Source organism: Streptomyces sp. P1-3 (genome assembly GCF_050613155.1).
GTDB lineage: Bacteria > Actinomycetota > Actinomycetes > Streptomycetales > Streptomycetaceae > Streptomyces.
The window spans coordinates 763,920-784,650 of sequence record NZ_CP192512.1 but is presented as its reverse complement, the minus strand read 5'-3'; the positions used below and the strand labels follow the sequence as shown (position 1 = coordinate 784,650).

The 20,731-nt window shown below is 74.0% G+C and carries 14 protein-coding genes and 1 pseudogene; 7 read left to right on the top strand and 8 right to left on the bottom strand.

Annotated elements, in window-relative coordinates:
• Positions 1 to 65: 65 nt before the first annotated feature.
• Positions 66 to 491 (bottom strand): annotated as a pseudogene (locus ACQUSR_RS03345) (hypothetical protein); the annotation flags it as partial.
• Between the two features lie 299 nt (positions 492 to 790).
• Here ACQUSR_RS03345 and ACQUSR_RS03340 point away from each other — a divergent pair.
• The 4 genes from ACQUSR_RS03340 to ACQUSR_RS03325 are packed head-to-tail and all read left to right on the top strand — an operon-like array spanning position 791 to position 5,176.
• Positions 791 to 3,745, top strand: coding sequence for a nitrate- and nitrite sensing domain-containing protein (locus ACQUSR_RS03340; RefSeq protein WP_431041011.1), 2,955 nt, complete (start codon positions 791 to 793; stop codon positions 3,743 to 3,745).
• A 36-nt stretch (positions 3,746 to 3,781) separates the two neighbouring features.
• Complete coding sequence (locus tag ACQUSR_RS03335) at positions 3,782 to 4,204, top strand: roadblock/LC7 domain-containing protein (RefSeq protein WP_431041010.1); 423 nt, start codon at positions 3,782 to 3,784, stop codon at positions 4,202 to 4,204.
• 11 nt (positions 4,205 to 4,215) lie between these two features.
• Positions 4,216 to 4,602, top strand: coding sequence for a DUF742 domain-containing protein (locus tag ACQUSR_RS03330; RefSeq protein ID WP_431041009.1), 387 nt, complete (start codon positions 4,216 to 4,218; stop codon positions 4,600 to 4,602).
• Positions 4,583 to 5,176, top strand: a complete 594-nt coding sequence (locus ACQUSR_RS03325; RefSeq protein WP_431041008.1) for a GTP-binding protein — start codon at positions 4,583 to 4,585, stop codon at positions 5,174 to 5,176. Before ACQUSR_RS03330 ends, ACQUSR_RS03325 begins: the two co-directional genes overlap by 20 nt.
• A gap of 56 nt (positions 5,177 to 5,232) precedes the next feature.
• Here the strand turns inward: ACQUSR_RS03325 and glpK are convergent, their stop codons facing one another.
• The 6 genes from glpK to ACQUSR_RS03295 form a co-directional block, all read right to left on the bottom strand.
• A complete protein-coding gene (gene glpK / locus ACQUSR_RS03320) occupies positions 5,233 to 6,741 on the bottom strand; it encodes a glycerol kinase GlpK (protein ID WP_431041007.1) in 1,509 nt (502 codons plus the stop codon).
• A gap of 54 nt (positions 6,742 to 6,795) precedes the next feature.
• Entirely contained in the window at positions 6,796 to 8,598 is a 1,803-nt protein-coding gene (locus tag ACQUSR_RS03315; RefSeq protein ID WP_431041006.1) for an EAL domain-containing protein, read from the bottom strand.
• A gap of 245 nt (positions 8,599 to 8,843) precedes the next feature.
• Positions 8,844 to 10,073: a lipid-transfer protein gene (locus ACQUSR_RS03310; protein ID WP_431041005.1), complete on the bottom strand. Its 1,230-nt coding sequence runs from the start codon at positions 10,071 to 10,073 to the stop codon at positions 8,844 to 8,846.
• Positions 10,070 to 10,519: a Zn-ribbon domain-containing OB-fold protein gene (locus ACQUSR_RS03305; protein ID WP_431041004.1), complete on the bottom strand. Its 450-nt coding sequence runs from the start codon at positions 10,517 to 10,519 to the stop codon at positions 10,070 to 10,072. Before ACQUSR_RS03305 ends, ACQUSR_RS03310 begins: the two co-directional genes overlap by 4 nt.
• 34 nt (positions 10,520 to 10,553) lie before the next feature.
• Positions 10,554 to 11,450 (bottom strand): M15 family metallopeptidase, encoded by an 897-nt coding sequence (locus tag ACQUSR_RS03300; protein ID WP_431041003.1) that lies wholly within the window; start codon positions 11,448 to 11,450, stop codon positions 10,554 to 10,556.
• A 286-nt stretch (positions 11,451 to 11,736) separates the two neighbouring features.
• Complete coding sequence (locus ACQUSR_RS03295) at positions 11,737 to 14,385, bottom strand: glycoside hydrolase family 31 protein (RefSeq protein ID WP_431041002.1); 2,649 nt, start codon at positions 14,383 to 14,385, stop codon at positions 11,737 to 11,739.
• 211 nt (positions 14,386 to 14,596) lie between these two features.
• On the opposite strand from ACQUSR_RS03295, the gene ACQUSR_RS03290 reads away from it, so the two are divergent.
• Entirely contained in the window at positions 14,597 to 16,627 is a 2,031-nt protein-coding gene (locus ACQUSR_RS03290; RefSeq protein WP_431047343.1) for an acetoacetate--CoA ligase, read from the top strand.
• Between the two features lie 156 nt (positions 16,628 to 16,783).
• Here ACQUSR_RS03290 and ACQUSR_RS03285 read toward each other — a convergent pair whose 3' ends face one another.
• Positions 16,784 to 18,103 (bottom strand): aminotransferase class I/II-fold pyridoxal phosphate-dependent enzyme, encoded by a 1,320-nt coding sequence (locus tag ACQUSR_RS03285; RefSeq protein ID WP_431041001.1) that lies wholly within the window; start codon positions 18,101 to 18,103, stop codon positions 16,784 to 16,786.
• Positions 18,104 to 18,176: 73 nt separating this feature from the next.
• Between ACQUSR_RS03285 and ACQUSR_RS03280 the strand changes: the two genes are divergently transcribed.
• Together ACQUSR_RS03280 and ACQUSR_RS03275 are read left to right on the top strand one after the other, a co-directional pair.
• Complete coding sequence (locus tag ACQUSR_RS03280; RefSeq protein ID WP_431041000.1) at positions 18,177 to 19,517, top strand: MFS transporter; 1,341 nt, start codon at positions 18,177 to 18,179, stop codon at positions 19,515 to 19,517.
• Between the two features lie 38 nt (positions 19,518 to 19,555).
• The gene (locus tag ACQUSR_RS03275) at positions 19,556 to 20,599 is read left to right on the top strand and encodes a hypothetical protein (RefSeq protein ID WP_431040999.1); all 1,044 of its coding nucleotides are present in this window, start codon (positions 19,556 to 19,558) and stop codon (positions 20,597 to 20,599) included.
• Positions 20,600 to 20,731: the final 132 nt, after the last annotated feature.

Below are 20,731 nucleotides of genomic sequence, written 5' to 3'. Positions count from 1 at the left end.
GACGGCTCCCGCGCGTCTCTTCACCCGCCCGACAGCAGCCGCGGTGCCCCTCACACGCCCGACAGCCGCTGCGGGCGGCGTGATCGGCGTACTTGACGCGAGACGCTGCTCGGTGCGGACACCACTCCGTGGCGCTGCTTCCACACCTGCCGCGTCACCCACACATCGAGCACCCCCCACGTCGCCGCCACCGTGCCCGCCACACTGCTCAGCACCATGGGAAAGGCGAGCCACGAGCCCGCCAGCGTGCACAGCACCGCGATCATCGCCTGCACCAGGGTCACCGCGACGATCAGCACGGCCCGGACCGCCGCCGTACGCACCGGATCAGGCATCCTGTACCGCCGGGCCGGCTCCTCGACCCACAACGGCCGGACCCGGGCCGCGGGCGTGCCGCCCCGCCCCCCGTCCGGGATGTCGCGATCCTTGCCCACGAAGTCCTCACCCCTTTCTCCGCCTCCCCCCGCCCGCCCCTTGTGAAAGCGGGACATGGGCACTATTCCCCCCAGTCTCCCCTGTCAGGGCACGATCGGCCGGAGCGGATGGTTCCCACCGGGGAGAGCAATTCCGGCCATACATTCGACCGCTGTCACGCCATGTCATCGGCAGGTAGCGGACAGCGGGCGGGGGGCAAGTCGGGGAATCCACGGACAGATGGTGATCACGATCGCCGCGAGGACGCCGTCAGCAACCGGACAGCTCTTCGAGACGGCGAACTCACGGTAGTAGGCTCGCGCCGCTTGTTGTCGGAACTGCACCCCGGACACGCGGGGTTGACGTTGGGGAGGCCATGCGCTTTCGCGGGAAGTCCATCCGCCGGAAGATCGTGGCGCTGTTGCTGGTGCCGCTCGTCTCGCTGACGGCGATCTGGGCGTTCGCGACAGTGATCACCGGTCGTGAGGCGATGCAGCTGCTGGATGCCGCGGACATCGTGGACGAGGTCGGCTACCCGGTCGAGGACGCCGTCCACGCGATCCAGAAGGAGCGCCGCCAGGCACTGATCTTCCTCGCCGACCCGCGCCGGACCGACGCGCTCACCGTGCTGCGCGCCCGGCAGCAGGACACCGACCGGGTCATCGAGAAGCTGCGCGCCAACGCGGGCGACTCGGACACCCGCGACAAGATGTCCTCCGAGTCCAAGGCCCAGTTGGGCGCGATCCTGGAGTCCGCGGACGGACTGGAGAACGTGCGCCGCAGCATCGAGGAGCGCAAGTACACCAGCGACCGGACGTTCGTCGCCTACAACAAGCTCGTCGACCTCTGCTACATCCTCCGCAGCTCCCTGCACTCGGTGCCCAACGCGGAACTCGACAAGCAGGCCCGCGCCCTGGTCGCGATGGTCCGCGCCCGCGAAGCCCTCTCCCGCGAGGACGCCATCTACTCCGCGGCGCTCACCGCGGGCACCATCACCCCGGCCCAGCTGCGGTTGATGTCCGACCTCATCGCCGAGCGCAGCCTGCTCTACGCCACCAACGTGCCGGTGCTGCCGGCCTCCGAGCAGAAGGTCTTCCAGCGGTACCGGCTCAAGAGCGCGGCCCCCGAGGCGCTGCGCATCGCCGAGGACCGGATCCAGCGGGCCGGCCCGTCGGGCGCCCTCCAGGCCATGAGCCAGCAGAGCTGGGAGCGCACCGCCAAGGCGGTCCTCGACGACTACGACCGGCTCAACAGCGAGGCGATGGACCGCTACCAGGACCGCGTCGAGCCCGAGGCCGAGAACGTGCTGCTCCAGGCCGGCATCGCGGGCATCCTCGGCTTCGTCGCTCTGGCCGCCTCCATCTTCGTCTCCTTCCGGATCGGCCGGACCCTCATCCGCGACCTGTCCCAGCTCCGCAAGGACGCCCAGGAGGTCGCCACCGTCCGGCTGCCCAGCGTCATGCGCCGCCTCGCGGCGGGCGAACAGGTCGACGTGGAGACCGAGGCGCCCCGCCTGAAGTACAGCCCCGACGAGATGGGCCAGGTCGGCCAGGCCCTCAACACCGTGCAGCGCGCCGCGGTCGAGGCCGCCGTCAAGCAGGCCGAACTGCGGCACGGCGTCTCCGAGGTCTTCGTCAACCTCGCCCGCCGCAGCCAGGTGCTGCTGCACCGCCAGCTCACGCTGCTGGACGAGATGGAGCGGCGCACCGAGGACACTGACGAGCTCGCCGACCTCTTCCGGCTGGACCACATGACCACCCGCATGCGGCGGCACGCCGAGGGCCTGGTCATCCTCTCCGGCGCCGCCCCCTCCCGGCAGTGGCGCAAGCCGATCCCGCTCATGGACGTGGTCCGCGCGGCCGTCGCCGAGGTCGAGGACTACGAGCGGATCGAGGTCCGGCGGCTGCCGCGGCTGGCGGTGGGCGGCCCCGCGGTCGCCGACCTCACCCACCTGATCGCCGAACTTCTGGAGAACGCCACCGTCTTCTCCCCGCCGCACACCGCCGTACAGGTACTCGGCGAGCGGGTCGCCAACGGCTTCACCCTGGAGGTCCACGACCGCGGCCTGGGCATGGCGCCCGACGCGCTGCTGGAGGCGAACCTGCGGCTCGCCGAGACCCCCGACTTCGAGCTGTCCGACACCGACCGGCTCGGCCTGTTCGTCGTCAGCCGCCTCGCCCAGCGCCAGGGCGTACGGGTCTCCCTCCAGCCCTCCCCGTACGGCGGGACGACCGCGGTCGTGCTCATCCCCGCCAAGCTGCTCACCGAGGACGGCGAACCGGACCAGGACGGCCCCGGGGCCGGCCAGGAGGAGCCGCACGCGGCCGGCCGGAGCGGCGGGCTGGAGACCGCCGGCGAGATCCCCGCGCTCTTCCCCGACCACGCGGCGCGCAACTCCTCCCTGCTGGGCGGCCAGGCCGAAGCGGAGGAGCGGACAGCGCCCAGCTGGTCGCAGGACGGGATCGCCCCGTGGCCGCAGGACCGGTTCCCCGCGCGGCCGCAGGACGGGTTCGACGAGGACGACGAGGAAGAGGGCAGCCTCTTCCGCGGCCGTGGCCTGCCGTCCGTACCGCCCGCCCCCGCCTCTCACATGAGGCCGGTGCCGCCCGTGCAGTCGGCTCCGCCCGTAAGGCCGGTGCCGCCGGTCGAGCCGGTGCCGCCGGTTCCCGAACAGCACCAGCAGGTCCCCGACCGGCCACTGCCCACCCGCACGTCCGGCCCGGCGCCGCTGCCCCGCCGGGTGCCGCCGGTGCTCGTCTCCGACAACGGCCGCCCGGTGCCGGGCGCCCGCCGCGGCCCCGCCCCCTCGCGGATCGAGGAACCGCGCGCCGACGAGCCGTACGCCCAGGACGCCTACGCCCAGGACGCGTATGCCCAGGACGTGTACGACCAGGACGCGTACGACCGGGAACAGCGCGTCGAGACGCCGCGGTTCGAGGAGCCCGGGGGCTGGGACCCGCACGCCGGGCAGCCCGTCCCGCCGCCCGCGGGCCCGGTGCCGCACCAGGGCTGGGAGCCCCGTCAGGCCGCGCAGCAGCCGTCCGCTCCCACGTGGAACCCCGAGCCCGCAGCGCCGCCGGCCCCTCTGGAGCCCACCATGCCCTCGCAAGGAGCCACCCCGCCCGGGCTGCCGCGGCGGGTGCGGCAGGCCAGCCTCGCCCCGCAGTTGAAGAACGACCCCGGCCCATGGGCCGAGGCGGAACGGTACCCTGCCGAGACCGATGATCCCGAACGCGATGCCGAACAGGCGCGGGCCACCATGGCCTCGCTCCAACGGGGCTGGCAGCGCGGCCGGCGTCACACCGGCGCCGAATTCGGGCATCAGGCTTAAGTCAGCACCTGGAACGAACTACGAGGGGGACGGTCGATGACCGCACCGCACGCCGCAGCACGCCACAACCCGAACTCGGGCGAGTTGAACTGGCTGCTCGACGAACTGGTCGGGCGCGTGGGCAGCATCCGCAAGGCACTGGTGCTGTCCGGAGACGGCCTGCCCACCGGCGGCTCGCGCGACCTGTCCCGCGAGGACGGGGAGCACCTTGCCGCCGTGGCGTCCGGTTTCCACAGCCTCGCCAAGGGCGTGGGACGCCACTTCGACGTCGGACGGGTCCGGCAGACCATCGTCGAACTCGACGACGCCTTCCTGTTCGTCACGGCCGCCGGCGACGGCAGCTGCCTGGCCGTGCTCGCCGACGCCGACTCCGACGTCGGCCAGGTCGCCTACGAGATGACGCTGCTGGTCAAGCGCGTGGGCGTGCATCTGGGCAGCGCGCCGCGCTCCGGCGGGTGACGGGGGGTGACATGACGCTGGACGCGGAGGGCTGGTTCGACGACGCGGCAGGGCCGGTGGTCCGGCCGTACGCCATGACCCGCGGCCGTACCCGCAGCGCCGCGGAGGGCAAACTCGACCTCATCGCGGTCGTGGTGGCGGACCGCGTGGAGAGACGGTCGGCGCCGGACCAGACGTTGTCGCCGGAGCACATCGAGATCGTCGAGCGCAGCACGGACACCCCGCTGTCCGTCGCCGAGCTGGCCGCCGAGTTAGACCTGCCGATCGGCGTGATCCGGGTGCTCATCGGCGACCTGCTGCACGCGGCACTCATCCGAGTGTCCCGGCCCGTACCTCCGGCGGAACTGCCGGACGAGAGGATTCTGCGCGAGGTGATCAATGGTCTACGGGCACTCTGACGGCGGCCGCCCCCAGGTCGTCGACCCGGTGACGCTGAAGATCCTTGTGGCGGGCGGCTTCGGCGCGGGCAAGACCACTCTGGTCGGCGCCGTCAGCGAGATCAAGCCGCTGCGCACCGAGGAACTGCTCACGGAGGCGGGCCGCCCGGTCGACGACCTGGCCGGTGTGGAGGGCAAGCGCACCACGACGGTCGCCATGGACTTCGGGCGCATCACGCTCCGCGAGGACCTGGTGCTGTACCTGTTCGGCACCCCCGGACAGGACCGGTTTTGGTTCCTGTGGGACGAGCTGTCCACGGGCGCGCTGGGCGCTGTCGTCCTGGCCGACACCCGCCGCCTCCAGGACTGCTTCGCCGCCGTCGACTACTTCGAGCGGCGCGGCATCGCGTTCACGGTCGCCGTCAACTGCTTCGACCGCGCTCCCCGCTACCCGGAGGAGACGGTGCGCGACGCCCTCGACCTCGACCCGGGCACGCCCGTCGTCCTGTGCGACGCGCGGCAGCGGGAGTCGGTCAAGGAAGTGCTCATATCGGTCGTCGAGCACGCCATGATGGTGTCCGCCACGAAGCGCTGACGAAGGCGGCGCACCGCGCCGTCGCGGGAGGGGACGGGGCGCGGGCGCCGCGTGCGTCAGGCCCCGTCCTCCTGCCAGCCGAAGGACCGCTCCACCGCGCGGCGCCAGTTGGTGTACTCCCGCTCCCGCGCCCCGGCGGGCATCGTCGGCGCCCACTCGGCGTCCCGTCGCCAGTGGGTCCGCAGCTCGTCCAGGTCCTGCCACACACCGGTGGCCAGCCCCGCCGCGTACGCCGCGCCCAGACAGGTGGTCTCAGCCACCACCGGCCGGATCACGGGCACCCCCAGCACATCCGCCTGATGCTGCATCAGCAGCCCGTTGGCGGTCATGCCGCCGTCGACCTTCAGCGTCGTGATCCGTACCCCCGAGTCCTGGTACATCGCGTCGACCACCTCACGGGTCTGCCAGCTGGTCGCCTCCAGCACGGCGCGGGCCAGATGCGCCTTGGTGACGTACCGGGTCAGCCCGGTGACCACCCCGCGCGCGTCGGACCGCCAGTACGGCGCGAACAGCCCGGAGAAGGCGGGGACGATGTACGCGCCGCCGTTGTCCGCCACGCTCGCCGCCAGCGGCTCGATCTCCTCGGCGGAACGGATGATGCCGAGCTGGTCGCGGAACCACTGCACCAGCGCGCCGGTGATCGCGATCGACCCCTCCAGGCAGTAGACGGGCGCCTCGCCGCCCAGCCGGTAACCCACCGTGGTCAGCAGCCCGTTCGTGGACGGCACCGGCCGGTCACCGGTGTTCAGCAGCAGGAAGCTGCCGGTGCCGTAGGTGTTCTTCGCCTCGCCGACGCCGTAGCAGGTCTGGCCGAAGACGGCGGCCTGCTGGTCGCCGAGCGCGGCGGCCACGGGGACGCCCGCGAGCTGCCCGACCGCCGTGCCGTACACCTCGGCGGAGGAGCGGATCTCCGGCAGGACCGCCTCGGGCAGGTCCAAGGCGGACAGGATGCCCGGGTCCCACTGGAGGGTCGCCAGGTTCATCAGCAGGGTGCGCGAGGCGTTGGTGACGTCGGTGACGTGCACCCCGCCGTCCGTACCGCCGGTCAGGTTCCAGATCAGCCAGGAGTCGATGGTGCCGAACGCGATCTCACCCCGCTCGGCGCGGCGCCGCAGCCCCGGCACCCGGTCCAGCAGCCAGGCGGCCTTCGGCCCCGAGAAGTAGCTGGCGAGCGGCAGCCCGGTGGCGTCGCGGAACCGGTCCTGCCCGTGCTCGCCGCCCAGTTCCAGGCAGAGCCCGGAGGTACGGGTGTCCTGCCAGACGATGGCGTTGTGCACCGGCTCGCCGGTCGACCGGTCCCACAGGACGGTGGTCTCCCGCTGGTTGGTGATGCCCAGCGCGCCCAACTGCTCGGCCCGCAGCCCCGCCGCGGCGAGCGCGCCGGCCACCACGGCCTGGACCGTGGACCAGATCTCGCGGGCGTCGTGCTCCACCCAGCCCGGCTGCGGGAAGATCTGGCGGTGCTCGCGCTGGTCGACGGCGACGATCCCGCCACCGGAGTCGAAGACGATGCAGCGGCTGGACGTGGTGCCCTGATCGATGGCGGCGACGTAGCGGTCCGTCATGACGGCTCCCGATTCAGAAGGCGGCTGCCAGTGTTCTCCGGTGATGACGGAGCGTCAAGAAGCCGGGTACGGCTGCGGCTGGTGGCTGCCGCTGCGGCGTACGCCCCCTGGCGCGGTTGCGCCCCGCACGCCGCCCGGCCTCGGCCCGGGCGCCTTCCCCGGCCCCGGCGCCCGCTCCGGGCCCGGCACCCCGCCACCTGCCCCCGGTGCCCGTTCCATGCTCGCGCCGCGCCGTACCTCCTGGAACGCCGCGCCCGGGCGCGACAGCACCCAGCTCGCCCCGCGCAGCGACTTGGCGGTCTTCTTCAGCGGCGCGAGGCACGCGGCGGCCTGCCGGTGGTCGGTGACGCTGCCCGCCGGGCAGACCACGGTGGCCAGCGACAGCGTGACCGGCAGCCCGCCCGCCGACCAGGCGGTGTCCAGCACCGCGGCGGCGATGGGCTCCGGCCCGTCCGGCCCGTCCGGGTCGGTGAGCACCAGGAAGTCGTCGCCGCCGATGTGGCCGATCCGGGCGGCCCGGCCGCCGGCGGCGTCGGCCAGGGCGCGGCCCACCGAACGGATCAGCTCGTCGCCCGCCGCGAACCCGGCGCCGTCGTTGACCTGCTTGAAGCCGTCCACGTCCAGCCAGCTCAGCGCGAAGGCCCGGCCGATGGCGATCCGCCGGTCCACCTCCGCGTTGACGGTGTCGGAACCGGGCAGCCGGGTCAGCGGATTGAGCCGCGCCGCCTCCTCCACCCGGTTCTCCGCCAGCGCTCGCACGATGTCGGCCAGGTGCACCACGCCCACGCAGCGGCCCGCTCCGTCCACCACCGCCACGTCGTCTCCGGTACGGGACCGTTCGTCGGCCGCGACCACATCCAGGACCTCCCACGCCGTGGCGTCGAGCGGCACCGTGCGGGGGCAGTCGGCCAGCTTCACGGCGGGCCGGTCCGCGTACAGGGCGTGCCCGTAACGCCCGGACAGCGACAGCAGGAAGCGGTCCCGGTGCACGGCCCGCCGAGGGACGCCGCCGCTGTCCACCAGCAGCACGCTGGAGATGCCGGGCGATCCGGTGAGCAGCGTCCGGACGCGCTCGGCCGACGCGGACAGCGGCAGCAGCGCGGCGGGCTGCACGAACTGCGCGATCCGCGGCTCGCGCGGGCCGGTCGCCGGGTGCGGCGCGGCGGCGGCCGCCGGCCGGAAGACGGCCGCCGCCGGGCGGCGGGCCGGGGGCGCGAAGAGGTTGCCCTGCGCGAGCTGCGCGCCCGCGCCGCGCGCCGCGGCGCACTGCCGCTCGGTCTCCACGCCCTCGGCGGCCAGCAGTGCGCCGAAGCCGTCGCACAGGTGCCGCAGCGCGGCGACGGCGGCTCGGCTGCCTGAGTCCTGCGGCAGCCCGGCGACGACCGTGGCGTCCAGTTTGACCAGGTCGGGGGCGAGCCGCGTGAGCAGCCGCAGCGGAAGGTCGCCGTCACCGACCCCGTCGACGCAGATCCGGTAGCCCTGACGGCGCAGCTCCGAGACGCCCGCCACCAGGGTGCGGTGCGGGACGTCGCCGAACGGCGGGCCCACATCCAGGGTGATCTCCCACGGGCGACGCCCGGTCTCCGCGACCGCCCGGCCCAGGGGCGGCAGTCCCGGTAGCGCGGCGACGGTGGCGGCGAAGACGTTCACATGCAAGGGCAGCAGTGCCTCGTGCCGTGCGGCCGCGCGCACCGCGAGACCGGCCAGTTCGGCGTCGGTGCGCGGGTCCCGGCGGGCCTCCGCGAGCACATCGCCGGTCTCGGGGCGGGCGAGTATCTCCAGCGCGGTGACCGAGGCGGTGGTGAGGTTCACGACGGGCTGGTACGCGAAGCGGAGATCGTCCGTCCAGGAGGGCACGGCAGCAGGATGGCGGGCGAGCGAGGCCAACGGCGCGTGGTTCACTCGGAGTTCATGAGCCCTTTCGGAGCGTACGGACTTCTCCTCAAGCGTGCGGCCGCTTTCCGGAGCGGAGCGGCATGGGGTTCGCGCCCCCGCCGGTGACGTGAGGGAGGGCGGCGTGGGGTTCCCCGCGCCTGTCGGTGACGTGGGGGAGGGCCGCGTGAGGTTCCCCGCGCCCGCAGGCGACGCACGGCAGAGCGGCGTCAGATCACCGCGACCACCGACGACCCGTGGCCGAACAGCCCCTGGTTCGCGGTGATCCCGGCCCGCGCCCCGGGCACCTGACGGTCTCCCGCCTGCCCGCGCAGCTGCCAGGTCAGCTCGCAGACCTGGGCGATGGCCTGTGCCGGGACCGCCTCCCCGAAGGACGCCAGCCCGCCGCTGGGGTTGACCGGCAGCCGCCCGCCGAGCGCCGTCGCGCCCTCCCGCAGCAGTTTCGCGCCGTCCCCTGCGGCGCACAGCCCCAGGTCCTCGTACCACTGGAGCTCCAGTGCGGTGGACAGGTCGTACACCTCCGCGAGCGACAGGTCCCCGGGGCCGAGCCCGGCCTCCTCGTACGCGGCGTGCGCGACGGACGGCCGGAATCCTCTCGTGGGCGGGGGCGTGCCCGCGGCCGAGTCCGTGGCGATGTCCGGCAGATCCAGGTCGGTGCGCGGATAGCGCGGGGTGACGGTGGACACGGCGCGGATCCGGACCGGGCGCGGATGGCCGTGCCGCCGCGCGAAGTCCATGCCGGACAGCACCAGGGCGGCACCGCCGTCGGAGGTGGCGCAGATGTCCAGCAGCCGCAGGGGATCGGCGACGACGGGGGAGGCGGCGACCTCCCCGGCGGTCACCCGCCGCCGGTAGCGGGCCCGCGGATTGACCGCGCCCGCCGCCGCGTTCTTCACCTTGACCTGGGCGAAGTCCTCGGGCGTGTCGCCGTGTTCGGCCATCCGGCGGCGGGCGTAGAGCGCGAAGTAGGCGGGGTTGGTGGCGCCCAGCAGCCGGAACCGCAGCCAGTCCGGATCGTCGGGCCGGTCGCCGCCCGCGGGTGCGAAGAAGCCCTTGGGCGCCGCGTCCGCGCCGACCACGAGCACCACCTCCGCCAGGCCGGCCAGGATCTGCGCGCGGGCGCTGGCGATGGCGTGTGCGCCGGAGGCGCACGCCGCGTACACGGTGCTCATCCGCGCGCCCTGCCACCCCAGCGCACGGGCGAAGGCGGAGCCCGCAACGTGTCCCGGGTACCCGCCGCGTACGGTCCCGGCGCCGACCACCGATCCGATACGGGACCAGGGGAGACCGGCGTCGGCGAGGGCGGCGCGCGCGGCGATGGCCCCGTACGCGGTGAACGGGCGTCCCCACTTGCCCCACGGATGCATCCCGGCGCCCAGCACCGCCACGTCGCCGGTCACGGAGTCCGCTCCGATACGGGCCGGCACGTCGCCGGTCATCGTGCCCGCCCCGGTACGGGCCGCCAGTACCAGGTCGTCCAGACGTGTCCGGCGTCCTCGTTCAGCACTCCCGGCACCGCCCGTACCGTCATGCCCACGGCGAGGTCCGCCACGGTCAGACCGGGCTCGCCCTGCCCGAGCACCATCATCCGCTCGGCCGCCAGCTCCACCGCGATCAGGGTGTGCGGCCGCCACTCCCGGTCGTCGTCCCACACGTACGGCGCGGGCGGCCGGTAGCGCCCGTCGGTGTACGACCACACCCGGCCGCACCGGGAGAGCGGCACCTCGTCGAGTTCGGCGCCGCCGCAGCCCGGATCGCGGCAGAACGCGTCCTCGCGCGGGAAGAAGACCGCTGAGCAGGCGCGGCACCGCGTGCCCAGCAGCCGGAAGTCCTCCCCCTCCCCGCTGAACCAGCCGGACACCACCGGCGTACGCACGCGCGACATGGCCCCTCCCCGCCTCGATGAATCTGACGGAACGTCAGAAGTGTACGGAGGTGGCCCCCCGCGCGGAACCCGGCCGCTGACGGCGGCCGGACAGCGACCGCCGCGAGACCGGGAAGTCGAAGTACGCGTCCGGGAACGGCTCCGGCTTGTACGTGTAGTGCCACCACTCCTCGGCCAGGTTGACGAAGCCCACCCGCTCCAGCGTGTCCTTCAGCAGCAGCCGGTTCGCCCGTTGCGCACCCTGGATCCGCGGATCGAGCGTGTGGGAGAGGGTGTCGAAGCAGTCGAACCCGGTGCCCATGTCCACGGAGTTGTCCGGGAACCGCTCCGCCTGCGGCGCGTAGCACGGCACGAGCGGCTCGCCCGGCACGTACGGCCGGGTCGGAACGGCGGGCAACCGCATGATCGTCAGATCCGCCGTACTGCCCCGGCTATGCCCCGACTTCTCGGCGATATAGCCGTCCAGAAACAGCCTCGACTTGTCGACATGCGGATAGAACTCTCCCTTCATCGCCTGGTCGTCGAGATCCTCGGCCCAGGCGACGAAGTCATCGACCGCGCGCTGCGGCCGGTAGCAGTCGTACACCTTGAGCGAGTAGCCAAGCCGCAGCAGCCGACGCTGCGCCGTACGCAGCGCCTCGGCGGCCGGACGCGTCAGGATGCACATCGGCCGGCGGTAGCCGTCGATCCGATGGCCGGTGAAGTTGTGCGGGGTGACGTAACGGATCTCCTGAAGGATCGTCGGATCCACATCGCTGAGGGCCACGAACTCCTTCGGGGCCTTCGGCTCCGGGCCTGGGTCCGCTGGTACGGGTTCCGGCTTCGCCGGTGCGCGTACCGGCTTCGCCTGCGCCGGGGCGGGCGAGGCGAGGGCGGTCACGGCGGCCAGGGACAGGATGAGCGCGCGCAGAGCGGCGGCAGGTCTTGGCATGCTCCCTCCAGATACCAGCCGCACGCCGCGTGGACAAGAACCGGGGGCGCGCGGCCACGGCGCGGCCGAACGGCTGGCTGCGAGGAGCCGCGGCCATGGCGCGGTCCTGGTCAGGGCGCGGCCCCGGCCGCGGGCGCCGCGCGGCCCCGGGCGTGGCGCGGTGCGGCCACGATCCCGGGCGCGGTGCGGCGCGGTCACGGTCCCGAGCGTGGCGCGGTGCGGTCACGGCCCCGGGCGCGGCGCGGCCACGCCCCCGGGTTCGGCGCGCGGCCGCGGTCCCGGCTGCCTAACAGCCCCGCGTCCGCACCGGATACCCCACCTCGGCCGCCCCGTCCCGCTCCACCACCACCTCGCCGTTGCGCCACCGCGTGGTGAACCGCACCGCCGACGGCTGCTCCCACCCGTCTCCCGCGTCCTCGATCAGCAGCCCGCCACCGGTACGCCCCGGCGCGGGCGCCCACACCTCAAGCTCCACCCCGCCGTCCGCACCCGCCACCGGGATCACCGAACCCGCCCGCGCCAGCACCGGGATCCGCGACCACGGCGCCGCTGGCCGCGCCCAGCCCGGCCCCTCGTACGCCCTGCCGGTCGCCGTGTCGTACCAGCGTCCGCGCGGCAGCCGGACCCGCCGTTCCCGCGCGCCCTCCTCCACCACCGGCGCCACCAGCAGCGAATCCCCCAGCAGAAACGCGTCCTCGCAGTCCCGCAACGCCCGGTCCTGCGGCTGCCGCCACCACACCGGCCGCACATACGGGGCACCCGTACGCCGCGCCACCTCCGCCAACGTCACGAAATACGGCATCAGCCGCTGCCGCCCGCGCAGTGCCGCCGCCGCGTGCTCCAGCACCTCCGGGCCGAACTCCCACGGCTCCCTGCGCCCCGCCCAGATCGCCGAATGGGTACGGAACAGCGGCAGGTACGAGGCCAGTTGGAACCAGCGCAGGAACAGCTCGGGCGACGGGCTGCCGGTGAAGCCCCCCACATCGGGGCCCGAGTACGGCACCCCGCACAGCCCCAGGCCCAGCACCAGCGCCAACGAGGTCCGCAGCCCCGGCCAGCCGGTGGCCACGTCGCCGGACCAGGTGCCCCCGTACCGCTGCATCCCCGCCCACCCCGAGCGCGAGAACAGGAACGGCCGCTCCTCGGGCCGCGCCGCGCGCAGCCCCTCGTACCCGGCGCGCGCCATGGCCAGCGCGTACACGTTGTGCGCCTCGCGGTGGTCCCCGCCGCGGCCCTCCAGATCGTGCCGGGCCGAGCGCGGCAGCGTCGGATCGCCGAAGGCCGCGAAGGACACCGGCTCGTTCATGTCGTGCCACATCCCGGAGAAGCCCTGCGCCAGCCGCTCCTCGTACAGTCCGGCCCACCACTCGCGCGCCCGCGGATCGGTGAAGTCCGGAAAGACCGCCTCACCCGGCCACACGACGCCGCGCACCGTCCGGCCCCGGGCGTCGCGGACGAACGCGCCCGCCGCCACCCCGCTGTCGTACACCGGATCCCCCGGCTCGGCCTTCACCGCGGGATCCACGATCGACACCAGCCGCACCCCGTCGGCGCGCAGTTGGGCCGCGAGCCCCGGCAGGTCGGGGAACCGCCGGGTATCGACGGAGAAGACCCGGTGGCCGCGGTAGTGGTCGATGTCCAGATGCAGCGCGGACAGCGGCAGGCCCCGGTCCCGGTAGCCCGCCACCACCCGCCGCACCTCCTGCTCGTCACCGAAGCCCCAGCGCGCGTGCTGGTACCCCAGCGCCCAGCTCGGCGGCACCGCGGGCGCGCCGGTCAGCGCCGTCCAGCCGTGCAGCACCCGCGCCGGGGTGCCCACGATCACCCAGTAGCGCAGCGGGCCCCCCTCCATCCGCAGCACGCAGGAGCCGGGCCGGTCGTGCCCCGAACCGTTGCCCTCCTCACCCGCCCGCAGCGTGACCGTGCCGTCCCAGGAGTTGTCGTGGAAGATCAGGTGGGTTCCCGCGTCCGCCACCACCAGCTGCACCGGCATGGTCAGGTACAGCGGATCGTCCCCGGGCTCGAAACTGCCGCCGGGATCGGTGTTCCACAGCCGGTACGCGCCGTCCCGCAGCCGCGGCCCCGCCGACCGGCCGCCCAGCCCGAAGACCGCGGCGTCCGCGGCCACTTCGGACCGCTGGACCCAGGGAACGGCTGAATCCGGCGCGGCGGCACCCGGCGCGCGGCCCACCCGCCGGGGAATGCCGGCGGCCTGCGAGGGGACACCGTCGCCCCGCGCCGTCGAACCGCCGCCCCCGAGGCCGCCGCTGTCCCTGTCCCGGCCGCCGCCCTCTCCAGCGCCGTCCCCGCCCCGGCGCCCGCCCCCGTTCCCCGCATTGCCCCCGCTCGCCGCTGCGCCACCACCCCCTGCCCGGCCACCCCCTGCTCCGCCCCCCGCCGGGGCGTCGCCGTTCGACGGTGCCCCGCCTGCCGCTCCCACCGCCACCCCGTCCGGCCCCACCCCGTCCGCCGGTTCCCACCAGCGCGGTGGCAGGTCCCGGCGGAGCACCACCCCGCCCGGTGTCCGAATCTCGACCGCGCCCAGCCGGGACACCGCGACGGTCACCCGCTCCGACACCACCCGCCAGCCGCCGTCGGTGTCCGGCTCCAGCACCGCCCGCTCGTCCGCCTCCAACGCCGGTCCCGGCCCGGCCAGCCCGTACGACGGCTCGGGACCGGCCCCGTCCCAGCCGCAGAACACCGCACCCGACTTCGTCACCCGCACCCGAAGGGACGACCGCGCGAATCGCACCACCCCGCCGCCCGGCTGGGGATCGGCGTCCCGCGCGGCGCCCGGCGTCCGGGCGCGCTCCGGCCCCCGCCGCGGCAGCCCGAGCGCGTCCGTACGCCGCCGTCGCCACGCCGCCCGCACCGACCGCAGCCCCTGCGCCGTACCGACCACCTTCACCGACCGCACCAGGTCACGCGCATTCATGCTGATCAGCCTGCCATCGCGGACCCGCGCACAGCGCCGCGTTCAACTGTCGTTCACCCGCTGTCCGCACACATCACGCCACCCTCCCGCGCGGAGCGGCCGCCCTGGTGCGGGAGACGATCACATGGCATCGTCTCGCTGGACCGCGTCACCACACCACCAGCACGTGGACGCGGTGACGCACACGACGCGTACAGCCCGGGAGCCGATGATGACGACCGCACCGCAGCCCGCGACCCCGCCTGAGCCCTTGTGGCGCCCCGGCGAGGACCGAGTCGCAGGCGCCCAGATCACCCGCTTCCAGCAGTGGGCGGCACAGCGGTACGGCGCGCCCGGCCCGGTCCCCGGTGACCCTGCCGCCGGCTACGCGGCCCTGCACCGGTGGTCCGTCGAGGAACTGGAGCGCTTCTGGCAGGCGGTGACCGACTGGTTCGACGTCCGCTTCTCCACCCCGTACGAGACAGTCCTCGCCGACTCCGCGATGCCCGGCGCCACCTGGTTCCCCGGCGCCCGGCTGAACTACGCCGAACACGCGCTGCGCGCCGGTACGGACCCCGCCCGCGCCTCGGAGCCCGCCCTGCTCGCCGTGGACGAGAGCCAGGAGCCGCGCCCGGTCAGCTGGGCCGGGCTGCGCCACCAGGTCGGCTCCCTGGCCGCGGCCCTGCGCCGCCTCGGGGTACGGCCCGGCGACCGCGTCAGCGGCTATCTGCCCAACGTCCCGCAGGCCGCCGTGGCCTTCCTGGCCACCGCCGCGGTGGGCGCGGTGTGGACCTCCTGCGCCCCCGACTTCGGCGCCCGCAGCGTCCTGGACCGCTTCCAGCAGGTCGAACCCGTCGTCCTGTTCACCGTCGACGGCTACCGCTACGGCGGGAAGGAGCACGACCGCACCGAGACCGTCGCCGAGCTCCGCCGCGAACTGCCGACGCTGCGCGCCGTCGTCCACATCCCGCTGCTGGGCACGCCCGCTCCGGAGGGCACGCTGGAGTGGGACGCGCTCACCGCCGACCCGGTCGAACCGGACTTCGAGCAGGTCTCCTTCGACCACCCGCTGTGGGTGCTGTACTCCTCCGGTACGACCGGCCTGCCCAAGGCCATCGTGCAGGGGCACGGCGGCATCCTCGTGGAGCACCTCAAGCAGCTCGGCCTGCACTCCGACCTCGGCCCCGGCGACCGGTTCTTCTGGTACACCTCCACCGGCTGGATGATGTGGAACTTCCTCGTCTCCGGCCTCCTGGTGGGCGCCACGGTCGTGCTGTACGACGGCAGCCCCGGTCACCCCGACACGGCCGCCCAGTGGCGGATCGCCGAACGCACCGGCGCCAAGCTCTTCGGCACCTCCGCCGCGTACGTCATGGCCTGCCGCAAGGCGGACATCCACCCCGGCCGCGACTTCGACCTGTCCACGATCCGCTGTGTGGCCACCACCGGGTCCCCGCTGCCGCCCGACGGGTTCCGCTGGATCCACGACGAGGTCGCCGAGGACATGTGGATCGCCTCCGTCAGCGGCGGCACGGACGTGTGCAGCTGCTTCGCGGGCGCGGTGCCCACCCTGCCCGTCTACATCGGCGAACTCCAGGCCCCCGGCCTCGGCACCGACCTCCAGGCGTGGGACCCGCAGGGCAAGCCGCTGACCGACGAGGTCGGCGAGCTGGTGGTCAACCGCCCCATGCCGTCGATGCCGGTCCGCTTCTGGAACGACCCGGATGGCAGCCGCTACCGCGACAGTTACTTCGACATGTACCCGGGCGTCTGGCGGCACGGCGACTGGATCACCATCACCTCGCGCGGCAGCGTCGTCATCCACGGGCGCTCCGACTCCACCCTCAACCGGCAGGGCGTCCGGATGGGCTCCGCCGACATCTACGAGGCCGTCGAGCGCCTCCCGGAGATCCGCGAGACCCTCGTCCTGGGCGTGGAGCAGCCCGATGGCGGCTACTGGATGCCGCTCTTCGTCCACCTCGCCGAGGGCGCCACGCTCGATGACGCGCTGCGCGACCGGATCAAGCGGACCATCCGCGAGCAGCTGTCGCCGCGGCACGTCCCCGATGAGGTCATCGAGGTGCCGGGCGTCCCGCACACCCTCACGGGCAAGCGGCTGGAGGTGCCGGTGAAGCGGATGATGCAGGGCACCGCGCTGGAGAAGGCCGTCAACCCCGGCTCCGTGGACAACGCCGGACTGCTGGCCTTCTACGAGCGCATCGCCCGCGAACGGATGCCGCGGAACCCGTCCACGGGAGCCTGAGGACCGGAGCCTGAAGCGATGGGCCCGGGGGCCTGCCCCGGGCCCATCGCCTACCGCGCCTGTCCGCTGTCCGCGCTTGTCCGCTGTCCGTGCCTGTCCGGGTGCGCCCGGCCTGCTCGGGCGTGCCCCGTACGGCCAGCGCCTTGCCCTCCGGCCTTACCCCCCGTACGTCACCTGGGACTCACCCAGCACCGCGGCGAAGTCCGCCGCCAGCCGCGCCGCGTCCGCCGGCGTCAACCCCGCCGTGGTGATCCGCACCCCGGGCGCGGCGGCGAGCCGGAACCGCGCCCCGGCCGCGACCCACCAGCCGTGCGTCCGGAGCCCGTTGACCACGGCCGCCTCGTCGCGCACCGGCACCCACACGTTCAACCCGCTCGCCCCGTGTGCCGCGATGCCCCGCGCGGCCAACTCCCCGATCAGCGCCGTACGGCGCTCCGCGTAAGCCGTACGCGCCCGTCCCACCAGCTCCTGTGTCGCGGGGTCCGCCATCAGCCGGGTCACGGTCTCCTGGAGTACATGGCTGACCCAGCCGGAGGTGAGGAGCAGCCGCCCGTCGTGCCGCGCCAGCGTCGTCGGGTCACAGGCGAGCGCGGCCCACCGCAGGTCCGTACCCAGGTACTTGGTCACCGTGCGCACCTGGGCCCAGCGTGCCGGGCCGCCCGCCGTGAGCGTTCGCAGCGGGGCCCCGGCGATGTCCGCGGCGTGGTCGTTCTCGACCACCAGCACCTCCGGCGCCTCGGCGAGCACCTCCAGCAGCGCGTCACGGCGCCCGGCGGAGAAGCAGCCGCCGTACGGATTCTGCGACCGCGGACTGCAGATGACGGCACGCGCCCCCGCCCGCAGCGCCGCCCGCAGCGCCTCCGGACGGATGCCCTCGTCGTCCACGGCCACCGGCACGCTGCGCAGCCCCAGCGCCGGGACGAGGTCCAGCAGATGGTGGTACCCCGGGTCCTCCATCGCCACAGCGTCGCCCGGCCGCAGCTCGACCGACAGCAGCCGCGCGACGCAGTCGAGCGCGCTGTGCGCGAACGTGATGTGCCCGCTCGGCACACCGTCCGCCTCGTACCAGCCGCGGGTCAGCTCCTCCAGATGCGGCAGCCGGGGCGTCGAACGGTGCGAGCGGGCACCGGGGGAGAGCCGGGCGGGCGGCAGCAGCGCGGGTAGGAACGCCGGATCGGGATGGCCGCCCGCCAGGTCGCGGACGCCCTCGGGCACGGTCGGCGGGCGCCGGGAGGCCACGGCCGGAGCCGACGCGACGACGGTCCCGCCCCGGCCGCGCGTGACCACGATGCCGCGCCGCCGCAACTCCTTGTACGTGGTCGCGACGGTGCCGGGGCTGACCCCGAGCCGCTCGGCGAGCCGGCGGACCGGGGGCAGCGCGGCGCCCGGCGCCAGCGCCCCGCCCGCGACGCCGCGCTCGATGGACGCGGCAATCCCCTTGGCGTCGGCACCCGTGATCTCATATTGTGTCGCCACAGAACAGATTATGTATTGATACAAACAGCGCTGTCAAGCCGTCATGCTGTCAAGCCGTCATAGGGGGACTCAGGTGAGCGGGCCACGCAGCCTCACCGCACTTCTCGACCGCATCCCGGGAGGAACGGGCGGCCGCCGCATGCTGGCCGTCACCTTCGTCGACAGAGTCGGCTCCGGCCTGGCGGAGGTGACCGCCGTCCTCTACTTCACCTACGTCGTCGGACTCGGTACCGCGCAGATCGGCGTGCTGCTCGGCGTCTCCGGCGCCATCGGCATCGCGGGCCCGCCGCTGGCCGGAGTCATCGCCGACCGGGTCCCCTTGCGCCCGCTGCTGGTGACCGTCCAAGCCGGCCGCGCCGTCGCCGCGTTCGCCCTCCTCACCACCACCGACCTCCGCCTCCTGCTGGTCGTCAACGCGGTCGCCAGCCTCGGCAACCGGGCCTCCTCCGTCCTCACCAAGCTCTACGCGGCCCGAGTGGCCGGCCCGGACCGCACCCGCTACCAGGCCGTCAACCGCACGGTCTCCAACAGCGGCTGGGCGGTCGGCGGCCTGGTGGCGGCCGCGGTGCTGACCGCCGGCACCACCGCCGTCTACCGCTGGCTGCTGATCGGCGACGCGCTCTCCTTCGTCGCGGCCGCGCTGCTCACCCTCCGCTGCACCGAACCCGCGGCGCCGAGCCGCGTCGTGGCCCAGGGACCCCGCCCGACGGGACCGGCCACGGCCGATCGCGCTACGGCCTCCGGCACGGAGGCGGACGGCACGGATGCGGACGGCACCGGGAAGCCCGCCGCGGTGACGCCCTGGCGCGACCGCCGCTACCTCCTCTACACCGCCACCGAGGCCGCCCTCTTCCTCGACGACTCCGTCCTCAAGATCGGACTGCCGCTGTGGCTCATCACGGCCACCAGCGCCCCGCACGGACTCGCACCCCTCCTCCTCGTCCTCAACAACGTGCTCGTCGTGCTCTGCCAAGTCCCCTTCGCCCGCTTCGGCGCCACCCCCGGCAAGGCCCGCAGAGCGCTGCTGCCGCTCGCCGCGGTCCTCCTCGGCGCAGGCGCCGCGCTCGCCGCGTCCGCCGCCGGCCCCCCGTGGTTCGCCACCGCCGCCCTGCTGCTGGCCGCGACCGCCTTCACCGTCGCCGAGATGCTGCACGCCGCCGTCTCCTGGGAACTGTCCGTCGCCCTCGCCCCTCCTCAGGCACAGGGTGCCTACCTGGGCGTACACGGCCTCGCCCAGGCGGTCCAGCGCAGCGCCGGGCCGCTCGCCGTCACCGGCGCGATGGCCGCGGGACCGCTCGGCTGGCTCGGCCTGGGCGCGGCCCTCGCCGCGATGTGCGGTGCCCAGCGCCACCTGGTACGAGACGCCGACGACACGGCGTTGTCAGTGGCGCCGGTTACGGTGAGTGAGCACTGATCGTCCACGCACGATCGTCCACGCACCGAGGGGGATGCATGGCGCACACCAGGAACGGCCACGCGGGCAAGGGCGGCACGCGACGCGCCCACACGAGCAGGGGCCGACGGAAGAACGACTCTCCGCGGCGGGGAACCTCACGGCAGGGCACCACGAGGACGGGTCCCGCGCGGACGGGCCCTCCGCGGGACGGCAGCCCACCACGACGCGAAGCCCGGCGGACCCTCCGGCGCGCCCTGCGCCGCGAAGCGCCCAGCACGGTCGCGGTGCTGGCCGACGAGCACGACTTCGCGGCCATGCGGCACTACACATCGTTCGCTTTCGACGACCACACCGAGTATCTGCGGCAGGTGGAGGGCCTGCTGCGGAACCTGGTGGCGCGGCAGGTGCACACCACGGTCGCCCTCTTCGACCCCGCCGAGTACGCGAGGTTCTGCTCGGACACCCGCCTCGACCCCGACACGGCCGACAGCCGCACTCGGTACGTCGCCCAGGTCGCGGCCGTCGGCGCCACCATCACCTATGAGGGCCAGTCCGTCGCCGACCTCGTCCCGCAGCTCCTCGACGCGGTGGAGCAACAGCTGACCTGGGAGTCCGCCACGACCGTGCTGGCCCGCGCCGGGGACCGCCCCGACTGCGGCTCCCAGATCGGCCGGGTCGCCTTCAAACGCGCCTCGACCCTGATCCGGCGGCTGCTGGAGACGGCAGGCACCGGCACCCACCATCTGGTCTGCAGCGTCCCCGTCGACGGCGGATCGCTCACCGCCGCCCTCAACGCCGAGGTGCCGGAGACCGGACGGCCACGGCTGATCGAGACCGAGGCCCTGGTGTTCACCACCGTGCTGGCCGCGGGCATCGCCACCCAGAGCCCCGGCGGCCTGGTCCTGCGCACGACCGTTCGCGGCACGCCCGACACGGTCCGCGGCTGGACCTTTCAGGACGGCTGGCCCCAGCCGCTCACCGAAGCCGAGGTCTTCGCGGCCTACTGCACCGATGTCCGCACCGGCGAGCCCATCCCGCCCGAGCACGGCGTCGAGTACCGCGCGGGATTCCCGCTGCCCCAGCCCGAGGAGGAGCGATGACCGGCTGACACAGCGAAGGGGTGTCCCCGCAGCAGCGGGAGGACACCCCTTCGCATCACACACCAGCACGCGCATCACACACCAGCACGCCGCCCGGCCCGTGAGTCCGGCCCGTCAGCCGGACTCACATCG

Bases quoted from the DNA above. Each gene is read 5' to 3' on its own strand.
- glpK (WP_431041007.1), bottom strand. From the start codon at position 6,741: ATGACGGACCGCTACGTCGCCGCCATCGATCAGGGCACCACGTCCAGC.
- ACQUSR_RS03340 (WP_431041011.1), top strand. From the start codon at position 791: ATGCGCTTTCGCGGGAAGTCCATCCGCCGGAAGATCGTGGCGCTGTTG.
- ACQUSR_RS03325 (WP_431041008.1), top strand. From the start codon at position 4,583: ATGGTCTACGGGCACTCTGACGGCGGCCGCCCCCAGGTCGTCGACCCG.
- ACQUSR_RS03295 (WP_431041002.1), bottom strand. From the start codon at position 14,385: ATGAATGCGCGTGACCTGGTGCGGTCGGTGAAGGTGGTCGGTACGGCG.
- ACQUSR_RS03290 (WP_431047343.1), top strand. From the start codon at position 14,597: ATGACGACCGCACCGCAGCCCGCGACCCCGCCTGAGCCCTTGTGGCGC.
- ACQUSR_RS03310 (WP_431041005.1), bottom strand. From the start codon at position 10,073: ATGACCGGCGACGTGCCGGCCCGTATCGGAGCGGACTCCGTGACCGGC.
- ACQUSR_RS03330 (WP_431041009.1), top strand. From the start codon at position 4,216: ATGACGCTGGACGCGGAGGGCTGGTTCGACGACGCGGCAGGGCCGGTG.
- ACQUSR_RS03300 (WP_431041003.1), bottom strand. From the start codon at position 11,450: ATGCCAAGACCTGCCGCCGCTCTGCGCGCGCTCATCCTGTCCCTGGCC.
- ACQUSR_RS03275 (WP_431040999.1), top strand. From the start codon at position 19,556: ATGGCGCACACCAGGAACGGCCACGCGGGCAAGGGCGGCACGCGACGC.
- ACQUSR_RS03335 (WP_431041010.1), top strand. From the start codon at position 3,782: ATGACCGCACCGCACGCCGCAGCACGCCACAACCCGAACTCGGGCGAG.
- ACQUSR_RS03305 (WP_431041004.1), bottom strand. From the start codon at position 10,519: ATGTCGCGCGTGCGTACGCCGGTGGTGTCCGGCTGGTTCAGCGGGGAG.